The following is a 24,600-nucleotide window of genomic DNA, read 5'->3' as shown; positions in this document are numbered from 1 at the left end:
GGGAGCAGGAAGCCGTCCTCTCCGTCGGGTCGGATGGTGTGCCGAATGAGCAGGTCCCACATGAGGTGCGTGGGCTTCGTCTTTGTGACGTCGTAGGCCTTCGGCTGTGCGACTGTCGCGATCCTCCCGACGCCCATCACGAGCCGCGGAATGGTGTCGTCGAGCGGCTGGCCCTCCTTGCAGTAGAAGAACACCAGCGACCGCTCTGGCGTGAGCCTGCTCGAGAACAGCTTGAGGATCGCCTCCTGTCGCTCGCGGCCGAAGACCCAAGGACTCGCGAACGGGGACTCCTCGTCGGGCGGAAGCGGTGTCGGAAGCCGTTCGTCGATCACCGCCTGCTCGCTACGGAGCATCCACGCGAACGGCACCACGAACGTGGCGTAGGACGGGACCCTGACCAGCGTCGGCTTGAGGTGGCCGTGCGTCTCCTCGGCTTTCTTTGATGCCGGGGGTGAACGAGCCGCCGCGACCACTCATCTTCGTTCATGAACGCGCCCGACTCGGCCTTGCACGCGGGCAGCTCGTCCGGGTCCAGAGTGCTCCATCGCTTCCCTGCCAGAGCATCCTCACGGGCGTCATCGCGCTCCAGGCGGATGCGGTCGAGAGCCGCGCAGAAAGAATTGCAGGAAGGCTTGCGGCAGACGGCTCCATTCCAACGCGAATCGTGCCAAGCAACACGTGCAGTGAGGTGGAACATGGGCTGTTCACTCTTCCTGGGTCTGACAGTGGTTACACGGACTCATGGACCTGAGATTCATGACGTTGTCCCCCGCCCGAGGAATGACGAGCCACGCGCCAGGCGGGCCTTCAGGCCGTCAGCGATGAAGTCGGCGAGTTTTTCAGCTTCCTTCCACTTGGTCGCGGCGGGTGGGGTCGAAGTCGTGGGTTCGAACCAGGGCGCGTAGCACCGGCATCGGCTGGTCGCGCAGCCACAGGCGGAAGTCGGTTTCGCTGCGCTGGTTCCATTCAGCATGAATGTCCGGCAGTTCGGCGGGCGGCGTGGCGCGTTGTTTGGGGGGCTTGGCTGACCCTGCCGGCAGACTGGTCAACACATCATCCAGGCGCGCGGCGAAGTCGGGGTTGCGCCCCGCTTCGTCGGCAAGGAGATCGACCAGCCCGCGCAGCAGCTTGATCAGGGCTTTCTCGTTTCGCATAGTGTTTTGATTTCCTTGGCCAGCCCGCGGATGGATTCGTATGCCGTGCCGTATTTTCCCTTGAATGTGCGGATGTCGGCATCCACGTCCGCGCCACGTGCGACATTCACGGTCTGTGGAATGCTGTTGGCGAAGAGGGGCGGCTGGGGCAGCGCACCCGCTTCGCCGAAACGACCGAGACGCCCGGCGCCCAGGTCATCCATGACGCGGCGATGGAGATTGTTGCCCTGAACCTTGGTGGCGACGATGCCGAGCGACGGGATGGGCCGATCGATGTCGTCGGCAAAACGCTGGACGTTGTCGACGATCTGGTAGATGCCCCAGGTGGAGAGGATGTCTGGGATGGTGGGAATGACGTATCCCGTGGAAATGCGCAGGCCGTTCTTGGTGACGATCCCGAGGCTGGGCGGGCAGTCGATGATCACGTAGTCGTACCGGTCGATGACCGGCTGCAGGGCGTGCTTCAGGATGTCCAGCGGGTTGACGGTGAAGTTGCCCGACAACGCGATCATCGGGATGCGGTCCTGAATGTCGATCAGACGTATGCTCGACGGCAGCAGGTCGAGACGCGCAATGCCATCGTTGATGGTGGAGACGCCGCGGGCGATGGATTTCTCGATCTCGAACTTCGGCGGATCGTTGGGGTTCAGCCGATCGGCGAACAGTTGGGCGACCGTCTGCCCCGCCTTGTCCATCTCCGCCCAGCGTTCCTCGGAGATCAGCGTGACACTGGCGTTGGTCTGCGGGTCGAGATCCACGACCAGAACGTGCTTGCGCTCTTCCTGCGCAAGGATTTCAGCGACGCCGACCGCGGTCGTGGTCTTGCCGACGCCGCCCTTCAGGTTGATGAAACTCAGGACGTGCGTGGCTTCGCCCTTGAAGTTCTTGACCCAGGCCTCGACCACCTCTCGATCCCAGACCGGGCCGCTCTGGAGCGTTTTCACCGGGCGCGGAAAGTGGTCATAGCGCTGGCGCCAGTTGCTGACGACTTGGCGAGTGACCTTGGCGAGATCGGCGATCTCGCTGATGCCGACGAGGTTGCTCGGATCCATGATGCCCCACGACTTGTTTCAGTTGAACCAATCGTAGGCGTGTTTGTTTATTGTGTCAACAGAGCGGCTAGTTTGTTTACGCAAGCAGCAAGTAAGCCGGCGTGCCGTTTCCTCTGGACAAGCGATGCCTTCATCCAACCGCTTGAACGGTCAGCACGTAACTTGTTGATATTTAAAGGGGCCGCCGACGACCCTTGCGGACTTCGGCCCTTCATCGGGGAGCGAGGCCGGAGAGAAAAACGGCGCGGAGAGAGCGAAATGGGGCCCGAGGCGGACGAGACGGTCGGGGAAGGAAGTCCGCAGGAATCCGCAGGAGTCCCCGCGAACACGCGGGAGCGCGCAAAGAAAAAGGCCAACCGAGAACGGTTGACCTTTATATATTGTGGAGGCGGCGGGAATCGAACCCGCGTCCGTAAGCCCTCCACAGCCAGCCCTACATGCTTAGCCTGATCATTTGTACTGACCGCACGCCCGCCGACCGGCAAGCTGACGTGAAGCGAGTCACCTTGGATTTAACGTCGGCTCAAGTGACCCGAGACGACGCTAGACCTAGTAAATGACTCTGCTCTAGCTTGCGCTAGCCGGCCCTAGGCCATACCGGTGCAGAGTCCCGCGGGGATTAAGCCGCGAGAGCGTAACGGTCGTCGTTGGCGACTGTCGATTTCCAGTGGATTTACGAGGTAACTGGGCCTCGGCATGCACTGAACTGCTTTGCGACCCACGTCGAAACCGGAGCGCCCCCGGAGTCTGTGGTGATCGGCATCGGGGCATCCACGAACGCCCCGAGTTACCTACCCGCCGAATTATCACACAGGTGGTGCTGGCGGAAGGAAATTCAATAGGCCCAGGGGTGTGTCGATGATCGCGTCGGCGCCCCACGCTTCGGGAGGGGAGGCCACTCCCAGGTACCCATAGCGCACGGCAACGGATCTCATGCCCGCGGCCCGTGCTGCCACAATGTCACGCTCGTCGTCTCCCACGTAAAGGCAGGCCCGGGGCTCGATGCCAAGACGGACCGCCGCTTCCAGCAGTGGGGCAGGATGGGGCTTGGCGTGAGGCGTCGTGTCGCCCGAGATCACGCAAGGTGTCCGGGGCGACAGTCCGATCAGCCTGACCAGAGGCAGAGTGAAGCGCTCGATCTTGTTGGTCACGATGCCCCAGGCGAGCCGGCGCGCTTCCAGCGTGTCCAGAAGGTCCGTCACGCCTTCGAAGAGGGTGGTCTCCGCGGCGATGTCGGTCTCGTAGAACCGCAGGAACTCCTCGCGCATCGACTCGAAGTCTTCGTGCCCCGGAGCAATGCCGAAACCCGCGCCGAGCAGACCACGGGCACCGCTCGATGCGTGCGGGCGTAGTTCACCGAGCGGCAAGGGGTTCCATGCCGCGGATCACGCGTTGACGATTGAGGGCCCCGGCCAGGTCGGGCGCCGTGTCCGCCAAAGTGCCGTCGAGGTCGAACAATACGGCGCGGATCATGCCGGTTTGCGCGCGTGCAGGATGTAATTGACCGATGCATCCCGGCCCAGCGAGTAGACGCGGGAAAGGGGGTTGTAGGTCATGCCGATGACCTCGGCGGTCTCCAGCCCGGCACTCCGGCAGAAGCCGGACAGCTCCGAGGGCTTGAGAAATTTCTCGTACTGATGCGTGCCGCGGGGAAGGAGCTTGAGGACGTACTCGGCTCCGACGATGGCGAAGAGATACGCTTTGGGATTGCGATTGATCGTCGAAAAGAACAGCGAAGCTCCCGGTTTGGCGGCCGCTGCACACGCCTGCACCGTAGCCGCGGGATCCGGCACGTGCTCGAGCATCTCCATGCAGGTGACGACATCGAAGCTCGCCGGTTCGGTCTGCGCCACGGTTTCGGCCGACTGCAGCCGGTAGTCGACGCTGTGTCCCGATTCGAGCAGGTGCAACTGCGCCACCTTGAGGGCTTTCTCGCCGAGGTCCACGCCGATCACGGCCGCGCCACGGCCAGCCATCGACTCCGACAGAATGCCGCCGCCGCACCCTACATCCAGTACGCGCCTGCCGGCGAGTCCGCCCGACGCGCGATCGATGTAGTCGAGGCGCAGCGGATTGATGTCGTGCAACGGCTTGAACTCGCTGTTGGGGTCCCACCAGCGGTGCGCCAGCGCAGCGAATTTTTCCAGTTCGGCGTTATCGACGTTGATCATGATGGAGGGGGAATTCCTTACAGTATCAGCGCCGTGCGCCAGCGCTCGACCCGGTTGCGGAGCTGCTCCGTGTCCATGCGGGTAAGGCGGCCGTCCGAGAGGAGGAGTTGGCCATCCACCCAGGCATGGCTCACGTCCTGACGACTGGCAGCATAGACAAGGTGCGAAAGGGGATCGAAGCACGGAGACAGCTCAAGCGCCGACAGGTTCACGGCGACGAGATCCGCCTGTTTGCCCGGCTCGATGGAGCCGATGCGGCGATCCAGCCCAAGGGCTCTTGCACCGTCGAGCGTGGCCATCTTCAGCGCGCGGTGTGCGGGCAGGACATCCGCCTTTCCGCTTGCCGCCTTCGCCAGCAAGGCCGCGAGCCGCATTTCTTCGAACATGTCCAGCCGGTTGTTGCTGGCAGCACCATCGGTACCCAGAGAGACGTTCACGCCTGCGTCCAGACATTCCGCCACCGGCGCAATGCCGCTTGCCAGCTTGAGGTTCGAGCTGGGACAGTGCGCGATGCTGCAGCCGTTGCGGGCCAGCGCCTTGATCTCCTCGTCCAGCAGGTGGACCGCATGCACGGCGATCAGCCGCGGGCTCAGCACGCCGAGCCGTTCCATGCGCTCGATGGGCCGCTTCATGTGAAGAGCCAACGACTGCTGGATCTCGCCGATGGTCTCGTGCAGGTGCAGGTGCACGGGAACGTCGAGCTGTTCCGCCAGGACCATTACACGCTCGAAGGTCTGATCGTTGACGGTGTACGGCGCGTGAGGTGCAAGGCAGAACGACAGTCGCGGTTCCCGCTTCAGAGCATCCCGCATCGCCAACCCCTTGGCCAGGTAGTCCTGGGGATCGGCGGCATAGCGCGTCGGAAACTCGATGACGATCATGCCTACGGACATGCGCATCCCCGTTTCGACGGCAGCCTGGGCAGCGACTTCCGGGAAGAAGTACATGTCGTTGAAGCAGGTGACTCCGCCCCGCAGGGATTCCGCAATGGCGAGCAGGGTGCCGTCGTGCACGAACTCCGGAGAGACATGCTTCGCCTCCGCCGGCCAGATGTGCTCCTCGAGCCATCGCATGAGAGGCAGGTCGTCCGCGATGCCCCGCATCAGAGTCATCGCGGCATGCGTATGCGCGTTGACCAGGCCGGGTATGAGGATGTGCTCATCAAGGTCCACAACACGGGCATGAGGGTACCGCCTCTGCGCGTCCTGCAGGGGCAGCAGGGCGGCGATCCCATCGCCTTCGACGACCACAGCGTGGTCGTGGAGTACCGCCTCCTCCGGGGCGACCGGTGCTATCCAACGGGCTCGAAGGATCTGGGTGTCTGCTGGGGATGTCGGCATAAAAAAAGAGCCCGTCGTCTCGGCGGGCTCTTCGCAAGTGGAACGGAAAGTCTTACTTGTTGGTGCTCTGGCCTGCGACGCGCACCGTCACCTCGATCCGGCGATCCGGCGCCAGGCACGCAATCAAGGCCTTCTTGCGCTTGCCCTTGCAGTCAGCCGCCTGGGTGAGCGGTGCCGTCTTGCCCTTGCCTGCGGTACTGATCAGATTGCCGTCGATGCCGTGCTTCTCGACCAGATACTTCTTGGCGGCCTCGGCGCGACGCTCGGAAAGCTTCTGGTTGTACTTCTTGGAGCCGATGCGATCGGTGTGGCCGGTGATCGTGATGGCCTCGCACTTGGCACTCTTGAGCTTCTCCGCGACCGCATCGAGCTGGGCGGTCAGCTCGGGACGAAGCTGCCACTTGTCGAAATCGAACCGGCCCGGTTCCATCTGGATGGTGACAGGCGGGCATTCGACCTCGGGAGCGGCCCTGGGAGCCGTCGCCTGAGGCTGGGCGGGCTTGGGCTCTTCCGCTTGAGCGATCCTGTCGGGCGTGTACTCGTACTTGGTGACAGGAAATTCGGCGGCTGGTTCGCTCTGCGCCGGGGCAGGGGCGGGGGCCGGTGCGACAGGTGCCGGCGCGGGTTCCGCTGCTGCAACGACTGCGGGAGTCTCAGGGACCGACCGGTCCTGCTCGGACAGCATTTCTTCCGGGGTGGGGATATCCGTGTAGTCGCTTTCTTCCTCCGTATCCGCCGGTTCCTCGTCGTCCGCCTCGCCCACGAGAGATGACGTCTCGGCAGAATCCGTCACTCCCGTCTCTTCCTGCGCAAGCACGTCGGCAGGCTGATCGGCCGGGAACAGCGGTTCGTCCTCGTCTTCCTCGGCGGCAGCGACCTGATCGTCTTCGGCGTCGTCGTCGTCCGTCATGGCCGTGGCCGGGACCTCTTCCTGCGCGAGCACTTCGGCAGGCTGATCGGCGGGGAACACCGGTTCGTCTTCGTCTTCCTCGACCGAAGCGACCTGATCGTCTTCGGTGTCGTCGTCGTCCATCATGGCGGCGACGGGCGCTTCATCTTCCGCCGGTTCCGCGGTGTAACGCGTGATGGGGAAGGCAGGCAGGCTGTTGTCCACCACGGAAGTGGACGGAGTGATCCTCTCGGGGGCCGGGGCGACACCGGGGCCCGGGTCGGGCTGTGCCGGGCCGTTCGGGTCCAGGGCCGCTACGGGAGGAGCCGGCTCCTCGACATCGCCCAGGAAAGCCGTTTCGACATCCTCGGTCTCGTCGGCAGCAGCCACGGGCTCTTCCGCTTCGTCCGCGTCTGCCGCCGCCACGGGGGCTGCGTCGGCAGCATCGTCATCCACCAGGAGTGGAGCGTGCTCATCGTCCATCAGCGAAGAAGCTTCGGTGTCATCCGACTCATCCGCGAGCGCGAGGTTCTCGTCGTCGCGAATGACTTCTCCCCCGGCTACAGCCTCCGGATCGTCACCGCCATCCTCGTCGGCGTCGAGGGCAGCCACCGAGTCGTCCTCTTCGTCGTCATCCGCTTCCGCCACGGGCGCCGGTTCCGGCATGGCATCGTCTTCTGCCAGCATGGCCGGCCCGTCGCCGGTCTCGGCCGCCGGGCTGTCGTCATCAGGCGTATCGTTGGACGAGACTTCATCGTCGTCGTCACCCTCGTCATCGTCGTCGTCATCGGATGCGAGCAGGGAAGATTCCGCCGAGGGTTCCGCCGCGTAGGTGGTGACGGGGAAGGTGGGCAGCGTGTTGTCGATGATGGAAGGCGTCGAAACGACCTTCTCGGGAGGCGGCGCGATGCCCGGACCCGCATCAGGCTGCTGCGGACCGTTCGGATCGATCGTGACCGGTGTCGCCGCACGTGCTGCTCTGTCCACCTCGGGAGGCGGCATCTCGATCCGCTTCGCCAGATCACTCGACGGCTCCGCGGCCGGATGAGCCGTCCGCCATTCATTGAAGAGTTCGGGATGGCACTGCTCGTTCGCAGTGCCGGGTGTCCACAGGCCGTCCTTGATGCAACTGCGGCCGTAGCCATCGCGGATCTCCTTGGAGGGATCCTGGGCGCCCGCCTTCGTTACGTACGAGCCGAAGACGCCTTCGGACAGCAATGCGCCGGGGGCGACAGGCTCCCTGGGGGCGGCCGCGGCCGCCTTGGCTTCCCGCTTGGCCGCGCGCTGCCGCGACCGCCTCTTCGGTATCCCGCGCACTCTGGAATGATTCGTTGCCGCAGTCTCCGGAAGGCGCAACGCTGGACCCGTCACGGATGCACTCCCTTCCGAACCCGTCGAGAATCCGGATGCCGCCGTTGCGGCGCACACGGAAGTCGGACTGGCCGCCGGGCAGAGTGGCCTTCGCGCGGTCCATGGCCTCCGCCTTGGCCGACGCCTTGGCGTCGCGCACTGCTTTGCGCTCGGCAATCGCGGCATCCTGCTGAGTCCGGTTCTCGGACGCGGCCTGGTTGCAGTGGTTCGCATCGAAAGCGTGGGTGTCGCCTCCTGCGCCGACGCAGGTGCTTCCCTGACCATCGCGGGTCGAGCGGCCCAGGCCGTCGAAGATCCACCGGCCCGGCGTCACGTCTGCATAACTTGCCATGGGAACGAGCAGCGAGGCTGCAGCGATTCCGATGAGGGTTTTCTTCAGTTTGAACCGCGTCGCAATACCGATCATGGCGTCACCGATGGCTAGGGTTGCTCTTGACTGGACTGACTCCGCCGGCGCCTCCCGCGCCGCGCCCCGATACAGGTGTCGACCCAGGCTTCGGCATGGTGCCAAGACCGCGTGTCGACCCTCTCTTCCTATAGTGATTCGAGAATAGCACAGACATGAATGAACGCGACTTTTTCGCCATTTGGCGTCGGTGATCCGTCGTTCGGAAACGACGCGCGAGGGTGCCTAGAGAGGGGGGCCATGATACGATCGCGGTTTTCTCCAGGAGCGTTTTGGCCTGAGCGGTCCGTGTGACGCGCGGCTTGCGGTTGCCGGCCCGATCCGCGCCGCGATGGGCTTGCAATCGCTCTCCATGCATCCGTAATCCGCCCACCGCCGAAGGCACCAAGCACGATGGAGCAGTTCGCCAAGGAAACCCTGCCGGTCTCCCTCGAAGAGGAAATGCGCCGGTCCTACCTGGATTACGCCATGAGCGTCATCGTGGGCCGCGCCCTCCCGGATGTCCGGGACGGTCTCAAACCGGTGCATCGCCGCATTCTCTTCGCGATGCATGAGGCCAACATTCAATGGAATCGCCCTTACGTCAAATGCGCCCGCGTCGTGGGCGACGTGATGGGTAAGTACCATCCCCACGGCGACAACGCGATCTACGACACCCTGGTGCGCATGGCGCAGGACTTCAGTCTGCGCTACACGCTCATCGACGGGCAGGGCAATTTCGGTTCCGTCGACGGCGACAATGCCGCGGCGATGCGCTACACCGAGTGCCGGCTGGAGCGCATCACGACGGAACTGCTGGCCGACATCGACAAGGAAACGGTCGATTTCGGGCCCAACTACGACGGCAAGGAGCAGGAACCCCTGGTTCTCCCGTCGAAGATTCCCAACCTGCTGATCAATGGCTCCGCCGGCATTGCCGTCGGCATGGCCACGAACATTCCGCCGCACAATCTCTCGGATGTCGTCGATGCCTGTCTCAAGGTGCTGCACGAACCGGAGACGCCGCTGGAGTCGGTGATCGACATCGTCCAGGCGCCCGATTTCCCGACGGCCGGGATCATCTACGGGATTGCCGGCGTAAGAGAAGGCTACCGGACCGGCCGCGGACGTGTGGTGATGCGGGCGCGGGCACATTTCGAGGATGTCGAGAAAGGGTCCCGCCAGGCGATCATCGTCGACGAGCTTCCTTACCAGGTGAACAAGGCCCAGTTGCTGATCCGGATCGGCGAACTGGTTCGCGAGAAGAAGCTGGAGGGCATCTCCGAGATCCGCGACGAGTCCGACAAGTCGGGCATGCGCGTGGTGATCGAGCTGAAGCGCGGCGAGCTGCCCGAGGTGGTGCTGAACAATCTGTACAAAGAAACGCAGATGCAGGACACCTTCGGCATGAACATGGTGGCGCTCGTGGACGGCCGGCCGAGGCTGCTGAACCTCAAGGAGATCATCGAGGCCTTCCTCCGGCATCGCCGCGAGGTCGTCAACCGCCGGACGGTCTACGATCTGCGCAAGGCCCGCGAACGCGCGCACGTGCTGGAAGGTCTGGCGGTCGCCCTGTCGAACGTCGACGAAATCATCGCGCTCATCCGCTCGGCACCGTCTCCGGCCGATGCCAAGGTGCAGTTGCTCCAGCGCACGTGGCGCTCGACGCTCGTGGAAGAGATGCTGGAACGTGCCGGAGCGTCGAACTTGCGGCCGGAAGGCCTGGGCGAAGGCTACGGTCTCGGGCCCGACGGATACAGGCTCTCCGAAGTGCAGGCCCAGCGCATCCTCGAGATGCAGCTCCAGCGGCTCACCGGCCTGGAACGCGACAAGATCACGGCGGAATACCGCGAGGTCATCGACAACATCATCGACCTGCTGGACATCCTGGCCCGGCCCGAGCGCATCACCGCGATCGTTGCGGAAGAACTTGCGGCCATCAAGGCGCAGTACGGCGACAAGCGCAAGAGCGAGATTGTTCTCAATACCCACGACATCGGGATCGAGGACCTCATCACGCCGGAAGACCTGGTCGTCACGCTCTCGCACACGGGGTACATCAAGTCCCAGCCGCTGGCGGACTATCGCGCACAGCGCCGTGGCGGACGCGGCAAGCAGGCGACGGCAACGAAGGAACACGATTTTGTCGACAGCCTCTTCGTCGCCCACACGCACGACTACATCCTCTGCTTCTCCAACCGCGGCCGGGTCTACTGGATCAAGGTGTACGAGGTTCCGCAGGGCGGGCGCGCGAGCCGGGGAAAACCGGTGGTCAATCTTTTCCCCCTCGAAGAGAACGAGAAGATCAACGTCGTGCTGCCGGTGCGGGAGTTCGATGACGAGCACTTCGTGTTCATGGTGACCGCCAACGGCACGGTCAAGAAGACGCCCCTGTCGGAGTTTTCCCGTCCGCGACCGAGCGGCATCATCGCCGTGGACCTGGACGAAGGGGACTACCTGGTGGGCTCCGCGATCACCGATGGCAGCCAGGACATCATGCTCTTCTCCAATGCCGGCAAGGCCGTCCGGTTCGTGGAGACGGACGTACGCCCGATGGGCCGCGGGGCGCGGGGGGTTCGCGGCATGCGCCTGCTGGAAGGCCAGCGTGTGATTTCGCTTGTGGTGGCCGACGATCCCGGCAAGACGGTGCTGACCGCGACGGAGAAGGGATTCGGCAAGCGCACGCCGGTGGGCGAGTATCCCCGCCACGGACGCGGAACGCAGGGCACGATCGCTATTCAGACAAGCGCCCGCAATGGCAATGTCGTCGCCGCGCGCCTGGTGGACGCCGACGATGAAATCATGCTCATCACCACCGGCGGGGTGCTGATCCGGACGCGGGTGTCGGAGATCCGCGAGATGGGGCGGGTCACCCAGGGCGTCACGCTGATCGACCTGGACGACGGCGAACGGCTGGCCGGGCTCGAGCGGGTGGTGGAAAAGGACGAGGACGCCGGCGGGCCGGATGCCGGGGACGTTCCGGAAGACGATATGGACGGGGAAGGGACGGAGCAGCAATGACACGAGTGTTCAATTTCAGCGCAGGGCCCGCGGTACTGCCCGAAGCGGTGCTGATGCAGGCCCGGGACGAAATGCTGGACTGGCATGGTTCGGGCATGTCGGTCATGGAGATGAGCCATCGGGGCAAGGAATTCGAGTCCATCATCGCGCAGGCCGAAGCCGATCTCCGCGAACTGATGGCCGTCCCGGGCAACTACAAGGTACTGTTCCTGCAAGGTGGCGCCTCTCTGCAGTTTTCGATGATCCCGATCAATCTGATGGGCGAGTCGAAGCGTGCGGACTATGTGCATACCGGCGAATGGGCCAAGAAGGCGATCGCCGAGGCCAAACGCGTGGGCGTCGTGAACATTGCCGCGACGGCCGAGGACAGGAATTTCTCCTACGCACCCGCGCAACCGGCCTGGAAGCTGAGCGCGGATGCGGCGTACGTGCACGTGACGACCAACGAAACCATCGGCGGCGTCGAGTTCCACTGGGTCCCCGATACGGGTAACGTGCCGCTGATCGCGGACATGTCCTCCCACATACTTTCGCGTCCCATGGACGTGTCCCGCTACGGTCTCATCTATGCGGGCGCACAGAAGAACATCGGCCCTGCCGGGCTGGCGATCGTCATCGTGCGCGATGACCTCATCGGCCGTGCGCCGGCAGGCACTCCTGCCATGCTCGACTACAAGGTGATGGCGGACAACGGGTCGATGTACAACACGCCCCCGACCTACTCGGTCTACATTGCCGGACTGGTCTTCCAGTGGCTCAAGAAGCTGGGCGGGCTCAAGGCCATGGAAGAGATCAATCGGCGCAAGGCGGGTCTTCTGTACGACCTGATCGACGGCAGCGGTTTCTACACCAATCCGGTGGCGAAGACCGACCGTTCGCTCATGAACATTCCCTTCCGCATGCGCGACGAGAGTCTTGACGAATCGTTCCTCAAGTCCGCGAAGTCTGCCGGACTGATCCAGTTGAAGGGCCACCGTTCGGTCGGCGGGATGCGCGCGTCGGTATACAACGCGATGCCGGTGGAGGGCGTGCAGGCACTCGTGGACTTCATGCGCGATTTCGAAAAGAAGAATGGCTAAGTTCCGGCTGCTCACCCTCAACAACATTTCGGGCAAGGGGCTGTCGCGCCTGCCGGCCGACATCTATTCGCACAGTAACGATGTGAGTTCTCCGGACGCGGTTCTGCTGCGTTCGGCCGACATGCATTCGATGGAGATTCCGTCGTCCGTGCTTGCCATCGGCCGTGCAGGAGCAGGGACCAACAATATCCCCACGCCCGTTCTGAGCGCTCGCGGAGTTCCGGTGTTCAACACGCCGGGCGCAAACGCCAATGCGGTGAAGGAACTCGTGATCACGGGCCTGCTCATGGCGGTGCGGAACGTGCTGCCCGCGGTGCGGTTCGTGGATGGATTGACGGCCACGGGCGACGATCTGGACAAGAAGGTCGAGGACGGCAAGAAGCACTTCGCGGGAATCGAACTTCCACACCATACGCTGGGCATCATCGGCCTGGGAAAGATCGGCAGCCTCGTCGCGGATACCGCCATCAAGCTCGGCATGAACGTCATCGGCTTCGATCCGGAGATCACCGTCGAAGCCGCGTGGAGTCTTCCCTCGCAGGTGCGCAAGGCACACAGCATCGAGGAACTGCTGCGGTTGTCCGATTTCGTATCCCTTCACGTGCCCCAGCTTCCATCGACCAGGAATCTGATCGGCCGGGAGCGGATTGCCGGCATGCGCAACGGTGCCGTGCTGCTCAACTTCTCGCGCGAGGCCATCGTCGACGTGGACGCCGTGCTGGAGGGCATCGCGGCCAAGAAGCTCAAGGCCTACGTCTGCGACTTCCCGAACGAGAAGTTCCGCGGCAACCCCTGCGTGCTGGCGCTGCCGCACCTGGGCGCGTCCACGCGCGAGGCGGAGGAAAACTGTGCCGTCATGGTCGTGGATCAGATCCGTGACTACCTCGAACATGGAAACATCGTGAACGCGGTGAACTTCCCCGTGGCTGCCATGCCCCGGGAGTCTCCCTACCGGGTGGGCATCGCCAATGCGAACGTGCCCAACATGCTGGGGCAGATCTCGACGGCCATGGCGCAGGCGGGACTGAACATCCACAACATGCTGAACAAGTCGCGTGGCGACATGGCCTACACGGTCGTCGACGTGGACAGCCCGGTGCCTCCGGCGGTCATCGGCGGCATCCGGGCGATCGAAGGCGTATTGTCCGTCAGGTACCTGCCAGCGGAGGTGTGATCGTCCGTGGACGAGAAGATTCTGCAATTGCGTAACCGGATCGACGAGATCGACGCCCACGTGCTCGCGCTCGTCAGCGAGCGGGCGCGATGCGCCCACGACATCGGACAACTGAAGGGCGAGTCCGCGGTATACCGGCCGGAGCGCGAGGCCCAGGTCCTGCGCCGTCTGGCGGATCTGAATCAGGGCCCCCTGTCGTCCAGTGCCATTCAGCATCTGTTCACCGAGATCATCTCGGCGTGCAGGGCGCTGGAGAAGACGCCCCGCGTCGCGTACCTGGGGCCCAAGGGCACCTACAGCGGCGACGCCGTGCTGAAGCAATTCGGCAGCAGTGCAGATCCTGATCCCTGCACGTCGATCGGGGAAGTCTTCCGGCGCGTCGAGTCGGGCTTTGCCAATTACGGCGTCGTGCCCGTCGAGAACTCCACCGAAGGCGGTATCGGCGTCACGCTCGATCTGCTGCTCAGCACCAGTCTGCAGATCTGTGCCGAGGTGCTGCTTCCCGTCCACCACTGTCTTCTGTCGAACGGCGGATCGCTGCAGTCGGTGACTGTCGTTTACGCCCACGCGCAGGCTCTGGGACAGTGCAGCGAATGGTTGTCGCACCATATGGCCAGCGTGTCGCGTGTCCCCGTGGCGAGCAATGCCGAAGCGGCCCGGCGAGCATCCGAGGAGCCCGGATCCGCGGCCATCGCATCGGCGGGCGCTGCGGAGATCTACGGCCTGTCCATACTCGCGCAGAACATCGAGGACGAACCGTCGAACACCACGCGGTTCCTCGTCATCGGGAAGCAGGACGTGGCGCCCTCCGGCCGCGACAAGACGTCGCTCGCCATGAGCGCGCCCAACCGTCCCGGGGGGCTGGTGCAGTTGCTCGCACCGCTCGCGCGTCACGGTCTCAGCATGTCGCGCCTGGAATCCCGGCCATCGCGCACCGGCGTCTGGGAGTACGTGTTCTTCCTCGATCTCGAAGGTCACCAGCGCGATGCCGGCGTGAGTGCTGCGCTCGCCGAGCTGCAGGGGGTGGCCGGTTTCCTGAAGATTCTCGGTTCCTATCCCGTCGCACCGAATTGACCATGATCGACGCCTGCGAAATCGCCCCCGCCTGGATCCGTTCCTTCGCCGCCTACGTTCCGGGCAAACCCTCCAGGGAACTGGCCCGCGAGATGGGGCTGGACGAGTCCTCGATCGTGAAGCTCGCCTCCAACGAGAACCCGCTCGGGCCCAGTCCTGCTGCGGTGCAGTCGATGCGTGCGGCGCTGGACGATATCGCGCGGTACCCCGATGGGAACGGGTTCGAGCTGAAGGAGGCCATCGTCCGGCACTACGGCGTCTCCATGGGGCAGCTCGTCCTGGGCAACGGGTCCAACGACGTCCTGGAACTCGTGGCGCGGACGTTCCTGACGCCGGGGACGAGTGCCGTGTATTCCAAGCATGCATTCGCGGTGTACCCGCTCTCGGTCCAGGCCATGGGCGCCATCCATCTGGAAACGCCCGCGCAGAATTTCGGCCATGATCTCGAAGCGATGGCTGCCGCCGTGCGGGACGACACGCGCGTCGTCTTCATCGCCAATCCGAACAATCCCACCGGCACGTTCGTCACGGGTGAGGCGCTTCAGCGCTTCCTGGGCCAGGTTCCACGACGCGTCATCGTGGTCCTGGACGAGGCGTACACCGAATATCTCCCCGTGGCGGACCGCTACAACAGCCTCGAATGGCTCGGGACGTATTCCAATCTCGTGGTGACGCGCACGTTCTCGAAAGCGTTCGGCCTGGCTGGACTGCGAATCGGCTTTGCCGTCGCTCACCCGGACATCGCGGATCTGATGAACCGCGTGCGGCAACCCTTCAACGTCAACGCCGTGGCCCAGGCCGGCGCTATTGCAACACTGCAGGACAAGGACTATCTGGCGCGCGGCCGTGCGCTCAACGCCGACGGCATGGCCCAGATCATCGCGGGCCTGACTAAACTCGGCATCGACTACCTGCCTTCTCGTGGCAACTTCATCTGTCTTCGCGTGGGACCCGCCGGCGAGATCTATCAGAAGCTGCTGCATCTGGGTGTGATCGTCCGGCCGGTCGGGGGGTACGCCATGCCGGAGTGGCTCCGGGTGAGCATCGGCCTGCCCGCGGAGAACGAGCGCTTCCTCGGGGCGCTTTCCGAGGTGCTGGGCGGCGCCCGGCACCGCTGAACTCTTGCAGCACGGTACGTGAAGCCATTCCTTCGTGCCGCCATCATCGGCGTCGGTCTCATCGGGGGTTCCTGTGCGATGGCGTGGCGCAAGGCCGGTTGCGTCGAGCGGATCGTGGGCATCGGGCGTGGCCGTGCCAACCTGGAACGTGCGCTGGAACTCGGTGTGATCGACGAGATCGCGGCGGACACCGCGTCCGGCGTGTCCGGTGCGGACGTGGTCCTGATTGCTGTTCCCGTGGGTCAGCTGGCCGGAGTGCTGCGTGACGCCGTGCCTGCGCTGGATAGGGACGTGGTGATCACGGACGGAGGCAGCACCAAGCAGGACGTGGTGACGGCGGCGCGGACCGGTCTGGGCAAGCATCTGCCCCGATTCGTGCCGGCACATCCCATCGCCGGCGCTGAGCGTTCAGGCGTGGACGCGGCCCGGGCCGATCTGTACGTCGGCCGCAACGTGGTGCTCACACCCTTGCCTGAGACCGATGCGGAGGCGACCGAGAAGGTGCGTTCGCTCTGGTCGGCGTGCGGAGCCAGGGTCACAGATCTCAGCCCGCAGGAGCACGATGCCGTCTTCGCCGCAGTCAGCCATCTGCCTCACGCGCTGGCCTTCGCGCTGGTCGACATGATCGCGCGAAGAGACAACGCCTCGCAGCTCTTCGGCTATGCGGCGGGCGGTTTTCGTGATTTCACGCGCATCGCCTCCAGTTCGCCGGAAATGTGGCGAGACATCTGTCTGGCCAATCGCGCTGCGATCCTCGGCGAGATCGACGCCTTCGGCGAGCGCCTGGGGGCGCTGCGCGAAGCTGTGGCGGATGCCGATGGTGCGCGCATTGAAAGGATCTTCGGCAACGCCCGAAGCGCTCGCGACGCCTGGTTGAAGAGTATCGAGGACGCCAAGTGAGCGATTCCAGGTTTCCCCCGTTCCTCGATCTTCCACCGCTTGCCTCGGCGGCTGGAGTGGTGCGTCTGCCGGGATCGAAGAGCATCTCCAATCGCATGCTCCTGCTGGCCGCGCTCGCGGAAGGCGCGACCGAGATCCGCGACCTGCTGGATTCCGACGACACGCAGCGGATGCTGGAGGCGTTGGCGGCTCTGGGGGTCGGAGTGGAAGGGACGGCGGGCGCCGGATGCCTGATCGTTCACGGGTGCGGGGGGCGGTTTCCGGTGCGGGACGCCGATCTGTTCCTGGGAAACGCGGGAACCGCGTTCCGGCCCCTGACTGCGGCGCTGGCCGTGGCGGGCGGTGATTACCGGCTATCCGGCGTGGCGCGCATGCACGAGCGGCCGATCGGCGATCTGGTCACGGCGCTCCGCGACCTGGGGCTTGCCGTCGATTGCCTGGGCAGCGAAGGATATCCACCGCTGCGGCTCCGCGGCGGGACCGCCCGCATCGGCGGCCCGGTGAAGGTGCGCGGCGACGTCTCCAGCCAGTTCCTGACGGCCCTGCTCATGGCGCTGCCCATCCTGGGCCAGGATGTGGAAATCGCGGTGGAAGGAGAACTCATCTCGAAGCCTTACATCGACATCACGCTCAACCTCATGGCCAGGTTCGGTGTGGTGGTCGAACGCGAAGGCTGGGTGCGGTTTGCCATCCCCGCCTCGTCCAAGTACCGCAGTCCGGGAATGGTCCACGTGGAGGGCGATGCGTCCGGCGCGTCGTACTTTCTCGCAGCCGGGGCGATCGGCGGTGGTCCGGTCAGGGTCGAGGGAGTGGGGCGCCACAGTATCCAGGGCGACGTGCGGTTCGCCGACGCTCTGGCCCAGCTCGGCGCGGAGATCACCTGGGGCGACAACTGGATCGAGGCCAGGGCTCCCACGGCCGGCGGACTCAAGGCATTCGATCTCGATCTCAATCACATCCCCGATGCCGCCATGACCCTTGCAGCCGCCGCCTTGTTCGCGGACGGTCGTTGTCGACTGCGAAACGTGGCGAGTTGGCGAGTCAAGGAGACCGACCGCCTGGCAGCCATGGCCGCGGAACTGGCCAAGGTGGGGGCTACCGTGTCCGAGGGGTCGGATTTCATCGAGGTGGGGCCACCGGCCCAGTTCCGAGGGGCCGCCATCGAGACGTACGACGACCACCGGATGGCCATGTGCCTGTCCCTCGCGGCCCTGGGCGGCGTGCCCATCCGGATTCTCGATCCCGGCTGTGTGGCCAAGACCTTTCCCGACTACTTCGATCGTCTGGCCGAAGTGACGGTGCCCTGCAAGGTGCCGGTGATCGCGATCGATGGACCCGCCGCATCGGGCAAGGGGACGGTCGCGTGGTTGGTGGCTCAGGCCCTGGGCTACCGCTATCTCGACAGTGGGGCGCTGTATCGGATCGCGGCCCTGGCCGCGCTCAGGGCCGGGGTGGCGGCGAACGATGAAGCCGCTGCGGCTTCCCTCGCGGAAGCGCTTGCGATCGAGTTCCATCAAGGAAGAATCCTGCTCGCTGGCGAGGACGTCACGGAGGCGATACGGGACGAAAGGGTTTCGCAGGCGGCGTCCGCCATCGCGGCGCTGCCCGCAGTCCGGCAGGCGCTCTTCTGGCAACAGCGAGCCTTTCGTGGGTTGCCGGGACTGGTCGCGGAGGGGCGCGACATGGGCACCGTGGTGTTCCCGGAGGCCGAACTCAAGGTGTTTCTGACAGCGGGTGTGGAAGAGCGCGCACAGCGGCGATATAAACAGTTGATAGAAAAGGGGATGCGTGCTAGCCTACCCGACCTTTTGCACGAGATCGCCGAGCGCGACGCCCGCGACAGCCAACGCAGTGTCGCCCCTCTGGGGCAGGCTGCCGGCGCGGAGCTCCTCGACACCACAGGGTTGTCTCCCGAAGAGGCCCGCGACCGTATTCTGGGCTGGTTCCGGGCGCGAGCGTGCCGATAAGGGGCTGCGGGTCTGCCGCGGTCGGGCAGCATCCGATGTTCGTTGTAACGGTAGCCGGTTTCTCCCTCGTGACACGCCCCTTGGGCCAGTGACGTCAGGCGGAACCGGCCTTTTGATCATTCGTGATCCTTAACCCGGGCCGGGCTTGCGCTCCGCCTTTCACATTTCATCCGATCAACACATGACTACCTCAACCCAACCTGCCGTCGCTCCCGTGGAAAACTTTGCCGCGCTGTTTGAAGAAAGCCTTTCGCGTCAGGAAATGCGCGCCGGCGAAGTGATCACCGCGGAAGTGGTGCGGGTGGACGCCAATCACGTCGTCGTCAATGCCGGCCTCAAGTCGGAGAGCTTCATCCCGATCGAGGAGTTCCGCAATGACAGGGGGGAGGTCGAAGCCAAGGCGGGTGACTTCGTCTCCGTGGCCATCGAAGCCCTCGAAGACGGTTACGGTGAAACCCGCTTGTCGCGTGACAAGGCCAAGCGTCTTGCCGCCTGGACCCAGCTCGAACAGGCACTCGAGGAAGGCACCCTGGTGCAGGGGCTCATCACCGGCAAGGTGAAGGGCGGTCTCACTGTCATGATCAACGGAATCCGCGCGTTCCTTCCGGGTTCCCTGGTCGACACCCGTCCGGTGAAGGACACCTCGCCGTACGAAGGCAAGCAGCTCGAATTCAAGGTCATCAAGCTCGACCGCAAGCGTAACAACGTGGTCGTGTCTCGCCGTGCCGTGGTCGAAGCCAACCAGGGAGAAGAGCGCCAGAAGCTTCTCGAGACCCTGCAGGAAGGCGCGGTGGTCAAGGGTGTGGTCAAGAACATCACCGACTACGGCGCGTTCGTGGATCTGGGCGGTATCGATGGCCTGCTCCACATCACCGATCTTGCCTGGCGCCGCGTCAAGCACCCCTCCGAAGTGCTGGCGGTGGGTGACGAAGTGGAAGCCAAGGTGCTCAAGTTCGACCAGGAAAAGAACCGTGTCTCCCTGGGCCTCAAGCAGCTCGGCGAAGATCCGTGGGTCGGTCTGGGCCGCCGCTATCCGACGGGCACCCGCCTCTTCGGCAAGGTCACCAACCTCACCGATTACGGCGCGTTCGTCGAGATCGAATCGGGCATCGAGGGTCTGGTGCACGTGTCCGAAATGGACTGGACCAACAAGAACGTTCATCCGTCCAAGGTAGTCCAGCTCGGCGACGAGGTCGAGGTGATGATTCTCGAGATCGACGAAGACCGCCGCCGGATTTCCCTGGGCATGAAGCAGTGCATGTCCAATCCGTGGGAGGAATTCGCCACCACCTACAAGAAGGGTGACAAGGTTCGCGGACAGATCAAGTCCATCACGGACTTCGGCGTGTTCATCGGCTTGGCCGGCGGCATCGATGGCCTGGTCCACCTGTCTGATCTTTCCTGGAACGTTGCGGGCGAGGAGGCAGTGCGCAATTACAAGAAGGGAGAGGAGGTCGATGCCGTGGTTCTGGGTATCGACGTGGAGCGTGAACGCATTTCGCTGGGCATCAAGCAGCTGGAAGGCGATCCGTTCAACAACTATGTGGCCGCCCACGACAAGAATTCCATTGTCGAAGGGACGGTCAAGACGATCGACGCGAAGGGCGCGGTGGTCGGCCTCGAAGGCGAAGTGGAAGGCTATCTGCGCGCCTCGGAGGTTTCGCGTGACCGGGTGGAGGACATCCGTACCCACCTCAAGGAAGGCGACCGGCTCACGGCGATGATCATCAACATCGACCGCAAGAACCGGACGATCAACCTGTCGATCAAGGCCAAGGATATGGCCGAAGAGTCGGAAGCGATGCAGCGTGTCGCTTCCGAGAGTCCGACGAATGCTGGCACCACCAACCTGGGCGCCCTGCTGAAGGCCAAGCTGGACAACAAGAACGCCGCCCAGTAAGGGGGTGCGATGACCAAGTCGGAACTCATTGCCAAGCTGGCGGCGCATTTCCCGCAGTTGGGCGCCGCCGACGCCGAGCTTGCGGTCAAGATGATTCTCGACGCGATGGCCAAGAGCCTGTCGCAGGGAGAGCGCATCGAGATCCGCGGGTTCGGCAGTTTCGGACTCAACTACCGGCCCCCGCGGGTCGGCAGGAATCCGAAGTCGGGCGAAAAGGTTCAGGTTCCCGCCAAGTACGTGCCCCATTTCAAGGCGGGCAAGGAACTCAGGGAACGTGTCGACATCGAGAATCAGCCGCAATCGGATAACGATGCGGCTGGGCCGGACCAGTTGGCCGCTGCGGTCGCTGCGCCGGTCTCGGTGCCCAGCACATCCGCTTCCTGAGCGGTTGTGAGTCCGATCCAAAGGAGGAGTAGGGACAGGTGATCCGTGCGGTGGGATGGGTCCTCAAGGCGCTGCTGTTCGCGGCACTGTTGGGATTCGCCATCAAGAACACGGCACCGGTCACTGTCCGCTACTACTTCGGGGCGGCCTGGCAGGCGCCCTTGGTCGTCGTTCTTCTCGTGATCTTCGCCGTGGGTGCCGCGGCCGGCATCCTGGCGACTACCGGCTATATTCTCAGACAACGCCGCGAGATCACCCGGTTGCGGCGTCAGGCCGGACTCCCGGCTGGAGACGAGCACCCCTGATGGAATTCGAGGCGTGGTGGCTGTTGGCGCTTCCCCTGTTCTTCGCGCTCGGCTGGCTGGCCGCCCGCGTGGACATCAAGCAACTCGTCACCGAATCGCGCCGTCTGCCCCATTCGTATTTCCGGGGCCTCAACTTTCTGCTTAACGAACAACCCGACAAGGCGATCGAGGCCTTCATCGAGGTCGTGAAGGTGGAGCCCGAGACGGTCGAGCTGCACTTCGCGCTGGGCAATCTTTTCCGCCGGCGCGGTGAACTGGAACGTGCGATCCGCATGCATCAGAACATCCTGGATCGCGAAGACCTCGCGCCGGATCAGCGGTTGTCGGCACTGTACGAGCTTGCCCAGGACTACCTGAAGGCAGGCCTGCTGGATCGGGCCGAAGAGCTTTTCTCGAAGCTACGAGGCACTGCGCTGGAGCAGCAAGGCCTGCGGTACCTGCTGGAGATCTACGAGCAGGAGAAGGATTGGCTCAAGGCGATCGACATCTCCAGGCAGATGGACGCCATCACCGGCCAGTCCAGTGCCAAGGACATCGCTCACTTCTACTGCGAACTGGCTGCTGCGGAACTCGTGCATCAGCGGCTGGACACGGGGCGCAAGTACCTCCAGGAAGCGCTTGCAGTCAATCGGAAATGTACGCGTGCGAACATCATCCTCGGTGACATAGAGATGGCAGCAGGCGATTCGGACGCGGCGATCGAGGCGTGGAAACGAGTGGAAGGCCAGAACCCGGCGTACCTCGCCCTGCTGGCGGACAAGCTGCTCGGCGCCTATCGCAAGCTTGGCCGTGAAGAACAGGGCCTGCAGCTCCTGACCGGCTATCTGGCGACCTATCCATCGCTGGATCTTCTCAATTCCGTCTATCAGGCAACCATGGATTCCCAGGGCAACAAGGCGGCCTACGAACTCCTGCGCGAAGAATTGCGGCGCAATCCCACGCTGATCGGCCTTAACCGCCTGATCGAGATGCAGATCGCCGAGGCCCCCGCAGACCGCCGGCACGATCTCGAACTCACCCGGTCCCTCATCCAGCAGCATTCGCGCAGCTTGTCGCTGTATCGCTGCGACAGCTGCGGTTTTCGGGCACGCCAGTTTTACTGGCACTGCCCGGCCTGTCACGGATGGGAGACCTACGTGCCGCGAAGGGCGGAAGAAAGGGAGCTGGCTGCTTGAATTCGAATCTCGACGATTCCCGGATCATCGTTGCACTGGACTATCCGTCAGCCGACGAGGCCGTCGCCTTCGTCGGGAAGCTGCCACCACGAGCGTGCCGTCTGAAGGTCGGCAAGGAGCTCTTCGTTTCGGCCGGTCCTGCTTTGGTGGACCGTCTGCACCGGCTCGGTTTTGAAGTCTTCCTGGATCTCAAGTTCCACGACATTCCGAACACGGTTGCGCAGGCTTGCGCAGCCGCGGCCCGCCTGGGTGTGTGGATGGTGAATGTTCACGCCAGTGGCGGATCCAAGATGATGGCCGCAGCCCGCGACGCCTTGGAGTCCTTCGAGAGGCGGCCCAAGCTGATTGCCGTGACGGTGCTGACAAGCATGGGTGATGACGACCTGCAGGAGCTCGGATTGTCCGGGCGTACCGCGGCGGAGCACGCCGTGCATCTGGCAGCGCTTGCGCATGGGGCCGGGCTGGATGGGGTGGTGTGTTCGGCGAAGGAAGCGCAGGCCATGCGCGATCGCTTCGGCGCAGGCTTCGAACTGGTCACGCCGGGAATCCGGCCCGCCGATGCGGCGGTGGACGATCAGGCGCGTGTGGCGACTCCGGGTGGAGCCATCAGGAACGGCTCCAGTTACCTCGTGATCGGCCGGCCGATCACGAAGGCGGCAGACCCGGTGAAGGCGCTTGCGGACATCGATGCGGAAGTTCGGGGAGCGTTGGCGGGCTGAACCGCATTCCCGATCGCGTCGTGCGGGAGATCTCGCGCGACATATCTTCCGCCGGTTCGTGTCGAACCCGGGGGAAGCAAACAGGAAATCAACATGCGAGTGACCGTCGTCGGCAGTGGCTACGTGGGGCTTGTCTCGGGCGCATGCCTCGCAGACATGGGCAATGACGTATTGTGTCTGGATGTGGACCCCGCGAAGGTCGAGATGCTGCGCAATGGCAAGGTGCCGATCTACGAACCGGGGCTGGATGGCCTCATCCGGCGCAATGCCGCAGCGGGGCGCATCCGATTTACCACGGACATCCAGGAAGGCGTGCGACACGGCGAAGTCCAGCTCATCGCTGTCGGTACCCCGCCGGGAGAGGATGGTTCGGCGGATCTCTCCCACGTCCTCGCCGCAGCGCGCAGCATCGGTCGGTATCTGGACCACTATGCGGTCATCGTCGACAAGTCCACCGTGCCGGTCGGAACGGCTGACAAGGTGAGGGAGGCCATAGCCGGCGAACTCGCCACTCGTGGTTCGACACAGGCCTTCTCGGTGGTCTCGAATCCCGAGTTCCTCAAGGAGGGTGCGGCGGTCGACGATTTTCTCAAGCCGGATCGAATCGTTGTGGGCTCCGACGACGAGCGCGCGACTTCGGTGATGCGTGAGCTGTACCTGCCGTTCCAGCGCAATCACGAACGGATGATCGTGATGGACGTGCGGTCCGCCGAACTCACGAAGTACGCCGCAAACGCGATGCTCGCCACTCGCATCTCGTTCATGAACGAACTGGCCAATCTCGCGGAGAAACTCGGCGCAGACATAGAACTCGTGCGGCGCGGCATCGGTGCGGACCCGCGGATCGGTTATCACTTTCTCTACGCGGGCACGGGTTATGGCGGATCGTGTTTTCCCAAGGACGTGAAGGCGCTGCAACGTACCGCCCAGGAGTCCGGGATGGCGCTGCGCATCCTCGGGGCGGTGGAAGACGTGAACGAGGCGCAGAAGTCGCGCCTGCTGGAGAAGATCGACGCCCGGTTCGGGCGCGACCTTCGCGGGATGCGTTTCGCGCTGTGGGGCCTTGCCTTCAAACCCAACACCGATGACATGCGCGAGGCCCCCAGCCGGGTGATCGTGCGGGGAATCGTGGAAAGAGGCGGTCAGGTCTCGGCCTACGATCCCGTGGCCGTCGATGAGGCCCGCAAGGCCCTGGAAGGATTGCCGGGCGTCTCGTATGCGGCCTCGCCCATGAGGGCGATGGCGGAGGCGGATGCCCTGGTGATCGTGACCGAGTGGAAGGAGTTTCGCAGCCCGGATTTCGACGCTATCCGCACGGCATTGAAGCACCCCGTGATCTTCGATGGCCGCAACATGTACGATCCGCACATCGTCCGTTCCCGAGGTCTCGAATACCATGCCATCGGCCGTCCCTGAGGATCC

At 64.1% G+C, this 24,600-nt stretch carries 19 protein-coding genes, 1 other RNA gene and 1 pseudogene; 13 read left to right on the top strand and 8 right to left on the bottom strand.

Translation table 11 applies throughout. The annotated features are described in order from the left end of the window. The 8 genes and pseudogenes from IPK20_21560 to IPK20_21525 all read right to left on the bottom strand — a co-directional run. Positions 1-473: hypothetical protein (locus tag IPK20_21560; GenBank protein ID MBK8019017.1), on the bottom strand; the 473-nt coding region annotated here is incomplete at its 3' end. A 366-nt stretch (positions 474-839) separates the two neighbouring features. Beyond that, entirely contained in the window at positions 840-1,154 is a 315-nt protein-coding gene (locus IPK20_21555) for a hypothetical protein (GenBank protein MBK8019016.1), read from the bottom strand. Beyond that, positions 1,133-2,206, bottom strand: a complete 1,074-nt coding sequence (locus tag IPK20_21550) for an AAA family ATPase (protein ID MBK8019015.1) — start codon at positions 2,204-2,206, stop codon at positions 1,133-1,135. Before IPK20_21550 ends, IPK20_21555 begins: the two co-directional genes overlap by 22 nt. Before the next feature lie 380 nt (positions 2,207-2,586). After that, positions 2,587-2,948, bottom strand: a transfer-messenger RNA (tmRNA) gene (gene ssrA / locus IPK20_21545). A 64-nt stretch (positions 2,949-3,012) separates the two neighbouring features. After that, positions 3,013-3,679: pseudogene (locus IPK20_21540) on the bottom strand (HAD-IA family hydrolase). Continuing rightward, entirely contained in the window at positions 3,676-4,377 is a 702-nt protein-coding gene (gene ubiG, locus IPK20_21535; GenBank protein MBK8019014.1) for a bifunctional 2-polyprenyl-6-hydroxyphenol methylase/3-demethylubiquinol 3-O-methyltransferase UbiG, read from the bottom strand. The pseudogene IPK20_21540 and the gene ubiG overlap by 4 nt, the downstream one beginning before the upstream one ends. A gap of 17 nt (positions 4,378-4,394) precedes the next feature. After that, the gene (locus IPK20_21530; GenBank protein MBK8019013.1) at positions 4,395-5,717 is read right to left on the bottom strand and encodes a TRZ/ATZ family hydrolase; all 1,323 of its coding nucleotides are present in this window, start codon (positions 5,715-5,717) and stop codon (positions 4,395-4,397) included. A 52-nt stretch (positions 5,718-5,769) separates the two neighbouring features. Next, positions 5,770-7,923 carry an OmpA family protein gene (locus tag IPK20_21525; protein MBK8019012.1) on the bottom strand — a complete coding sequence of 718 codons (2,154 nt, stop codon included), beginning with the start codon at positions 7,921-7,923 and terminating at the stop codon, positions 5,770-5,772. A gap of 853 nt (positions 7,924-8,776) precedes the next feature. On the opposite strand from IPK20_21525, the gene gyrA reads away from it, so the two are divergent. From gyrA to IPK20_21460, 13 genes are all read left to right on the top strand, one after another. Continuing rightward, positions 8,777-11,383, top strand: coding sequence for a DNA gyrase subunit A (gene gyrA / locus IPK20_21520; GenBank protein MBK8019011.1), 2,607 nt, complete (start codon positions 8,777-8,779; stop codon positions 11,381-11,383). Then, complete coding sequence (serC, locus tag IPK20_21515; protein ID MBK8019010.1) at positions 11,380-12,462, top strand: 3-phosphoserine/phosphohydroxythreonine transaminase; 1,083 nt, start codon at positions 11,380-11,382, stop codon at positions 12,460-12,462. The genes gyrA and serC overlap by 4 nt, the downstream gene beginning before the upstream one ends. Further along, positions 12,455-13,636: a phosphoglycerate dehydrogenase gene (locus IPK20_21510; protein ID MBK8019009.1), complete on the top strand. Its 1,182-nt coding sequence runs from the start codon at positions 12,455-12,457 to the stop codon at positions 13,634-13,636. The genes serC and IPK20_21510 overlap by 8 nt, the downstream gene beginning before the upstream one ends. Positions 13,637-13,642: 6 nt before the next feature. Further along, positions 13,643-14,710, top strand: a complete 1,068-nt coding sequence (gene pheA / locus IPK20_21505; GenBank protein MBK8019008.1) for a prephenate dehydratase — start codon at positions 13,643-13,645, stop codon at positions 14,708-14,710. A gap of 2 nt (positions 14,711-14,712) precedes the next feature. Beyond that, positions 14,713-15,828 (top strand): histidinol-phosphate transaminase, encoded by a 1,116-nt coding sequence (locus tag IPK20_21500; protein ID MBK8019007.1) that lies wholly within the window; start codon positions 14,713-14,715, stop codon positions 15,826-15,828. A 42-nt stretch (positions 15,829-15,870) separates the two neighbouring features. Then, positions 15,871-16,728 (top strand): prephenate dehydrogenase/arogenate dehydrogenase family protein, encoded by an 858-nt coding sequence (locus tag IPK20_21495; protein ID MBK8019006.1) that lies wholly within the window; start codon positions 15,871-15,873, stop codon positions 16,726-16,728. Continuing rightward, positions 16,725-18,695, top strand: coding sequence for a bifunctional 3-phosphoshikimate 1-carboxyvinyltransferase/cytidylate kinase (locus IPK20_21490; protein ID MBK8019005.1), 1,971 nt, complete (start codon positions 16,725-16,727; stop codon positions 18,693-18,695). The genes IPK20_21495 and IPK20_21490 overlap by 4 nt, the downstream gene beginning before the upstream one ends. 181 nt (positions 18,696-18,876) lie before the next feature. Beyond that, a complete protein-coding gene (rpsA, locus tag IPK20_21485; GenBank protein MBK8019004.1) occupies positions 18,877-20,595 on the top strand; it encodes a 30S ribosomal protein S1 in 1,719 nt (572 codons plus the stop codon). A gap of 9 nt (positions 20,596-20,604) precedes the next feature. Then, a complete protein-coding gene (locus IPK20_21480; GenBank protein MBK8019003.1) occupies positions 20,605-20,979 on the top strand; it encodes an integration host factor subunit beta in 375 nt (124 codons plus the stop codon). A gap of 41 nt (positions 20,980-21,020) precedes the next feature. After that, entirely contained in the window at positions 21,021-21,284 is a 264-nt protein-coding gene (locus tag IPK20_21475) for a LapA family protein (GenBank protein ID MBK8019002.1), read from the top strand. After that, a complete protein-coding gene (gene lapB, locus IPK20_21470; GenBank protein MBK8019001.1) occupies positions 21,284-22,459 on the top strand; it encodes a lipopolysaccharide assembly protein LapB in 1,176 nt (391 codons plus the stop codon). Before IPK20_21475 ends, lapB begins: the two co-directional genes overlap by 1 nt. Continuing rightward, positions 22,408-23,178: an orotidine-5'-phosphate decarboxylase gene (gene pyrF, locus IPK20_21465; protein MBK8019000.1), complete on the top strand. Its 771-nt coding sequence runs from the start codon at positions 22,408-22,410 to the stop codon at positions 23,176-23,178. Before lapB ends, pyrF begins: the two co-directional genes overlap by 52 nt. A 93-nt stretch (positions 23,179-23,271) precedes the next feature. Further along, entirely contained in the window at positions 23,272-24,594 is a 1,323-nt protein-coding gene (locus IPK20_21460) for a UDP-glucose/GDP-mannose dehydrogenase family protein (protein ID MBK8018999.1), read from the top strand. Positions 24,595-24,600: the final 6 nt, after the last annotated feature.

The sequence above is a fragment of the Betaproteobacteria bacterium genome (genome assembly GCA_016713305.1).
In the GTDB taxonomy this organism is placed as follows: Bacteria; Pseudomonadota; Gammaproteobacteria; order Burkholderiales.
The sequence above is the reverse complement of the archived record's forward strand: the minus strand, read 5'-3'. Positions and strand labels throughout refer to the sequence as shown.

What these genes read in the sequence shown, in the direction of transcription:
- IPK20_21550 (MBK8019015.1), bottom strand. Translation starts at nt 2,206, where the DNA reads ATGGATCCGAGCAACCTCGTCGGCATCAGCGAGATCGCCGATCTCGCC.
- IPK20_21510 (MBK8019009.1), top strand. Translation starts at nt 12,455, where the DNA reads ATGGCTAAGTTCCGGCTGCTCACCCTCAACAACATTTCGGGCAAGGGG.
- rpsA (MBK8019004.1), top strand. Translation starts at nt 18,877, where the DNA reads ATGACTACCTCAACCCAACCTGCCGTCGCTCCCGTGGAAAACTTTGCC.
- serC (MBK8019010.1), top strand. Translation starts at nt 11,380, where the DNA reads ATGACACGAGTGTTCAATTTCAGCGCAGGGCCCGCGGTACTGCCCGAA.
- IPK20_21555 (MBK8019016.1), bottom strand. Translation starts at nt 1,154, where the DNA reads ATGCGAAACGAGAAAGCCCTGATCAAGCTGCTGCGCGGGCTGGTCGAT.
- IPK20_21480 (MBK8019003.1), top strand. Translation starts at nt 20,605, where the DNA reads ATGACCAAGTCGGAACTCATTGCCAAGCTGGCGGCGCATTTCCCGCAG.
- IPK20_21460 (MBK8018999.1), top strand. Translation starts at nt 23,272, where the DNA reads ATGCGAGTGACCGTCGTCGGCAGTGGCTACGTGGGGCTTGTCTCGGGC.
- IPK20_21500 (MBK8019007.1), top strand. Translation starts at nt 14,713, where the DNA reads ATGATCGACGCCTGCGAAATCGCCCCCGCCTGGATCCGTTCCTTCGCC.
- lapB (MBK8019001.1), top strand. Translation starts at nt 21,284, where the DNA reads ATGGAATTCGAGGCGTGGTGGCTGTTGGCGCTTCCCCTGTTCTTCGCG.
- gyrA (MBK8019011.1), top strand. Translation starts at nt 8,777, where the DNA reads ATGGAGCAGTTCGCCAAGGAAACCCTGCCGGTCTCCCTCGAAGAGGAA.
- IPK20_21530 (MBK8019013.1), bottom strand. Translation starts at nt 5,717, where the DNA reads ATGCCGACATCCCCAGCAGACACCCAGATCCTTCGAGCCCGTTGGATA.
- ubiG (MBK8019014.1), bottom strand. Translation starts at nt 4,377, where the DNA reads ATGATCAACGTCGATAACGCCGAACTGGAAAAATTCGCTGCGCTGGCG.
- pyrF (MBK8019000.1), top strand. Translation starts at nt 22,408, where the DNA reads ATGGGAGACCTACGTGCCGCGAAGGGCGGAAGAAAGGGAGCTGGCTGC.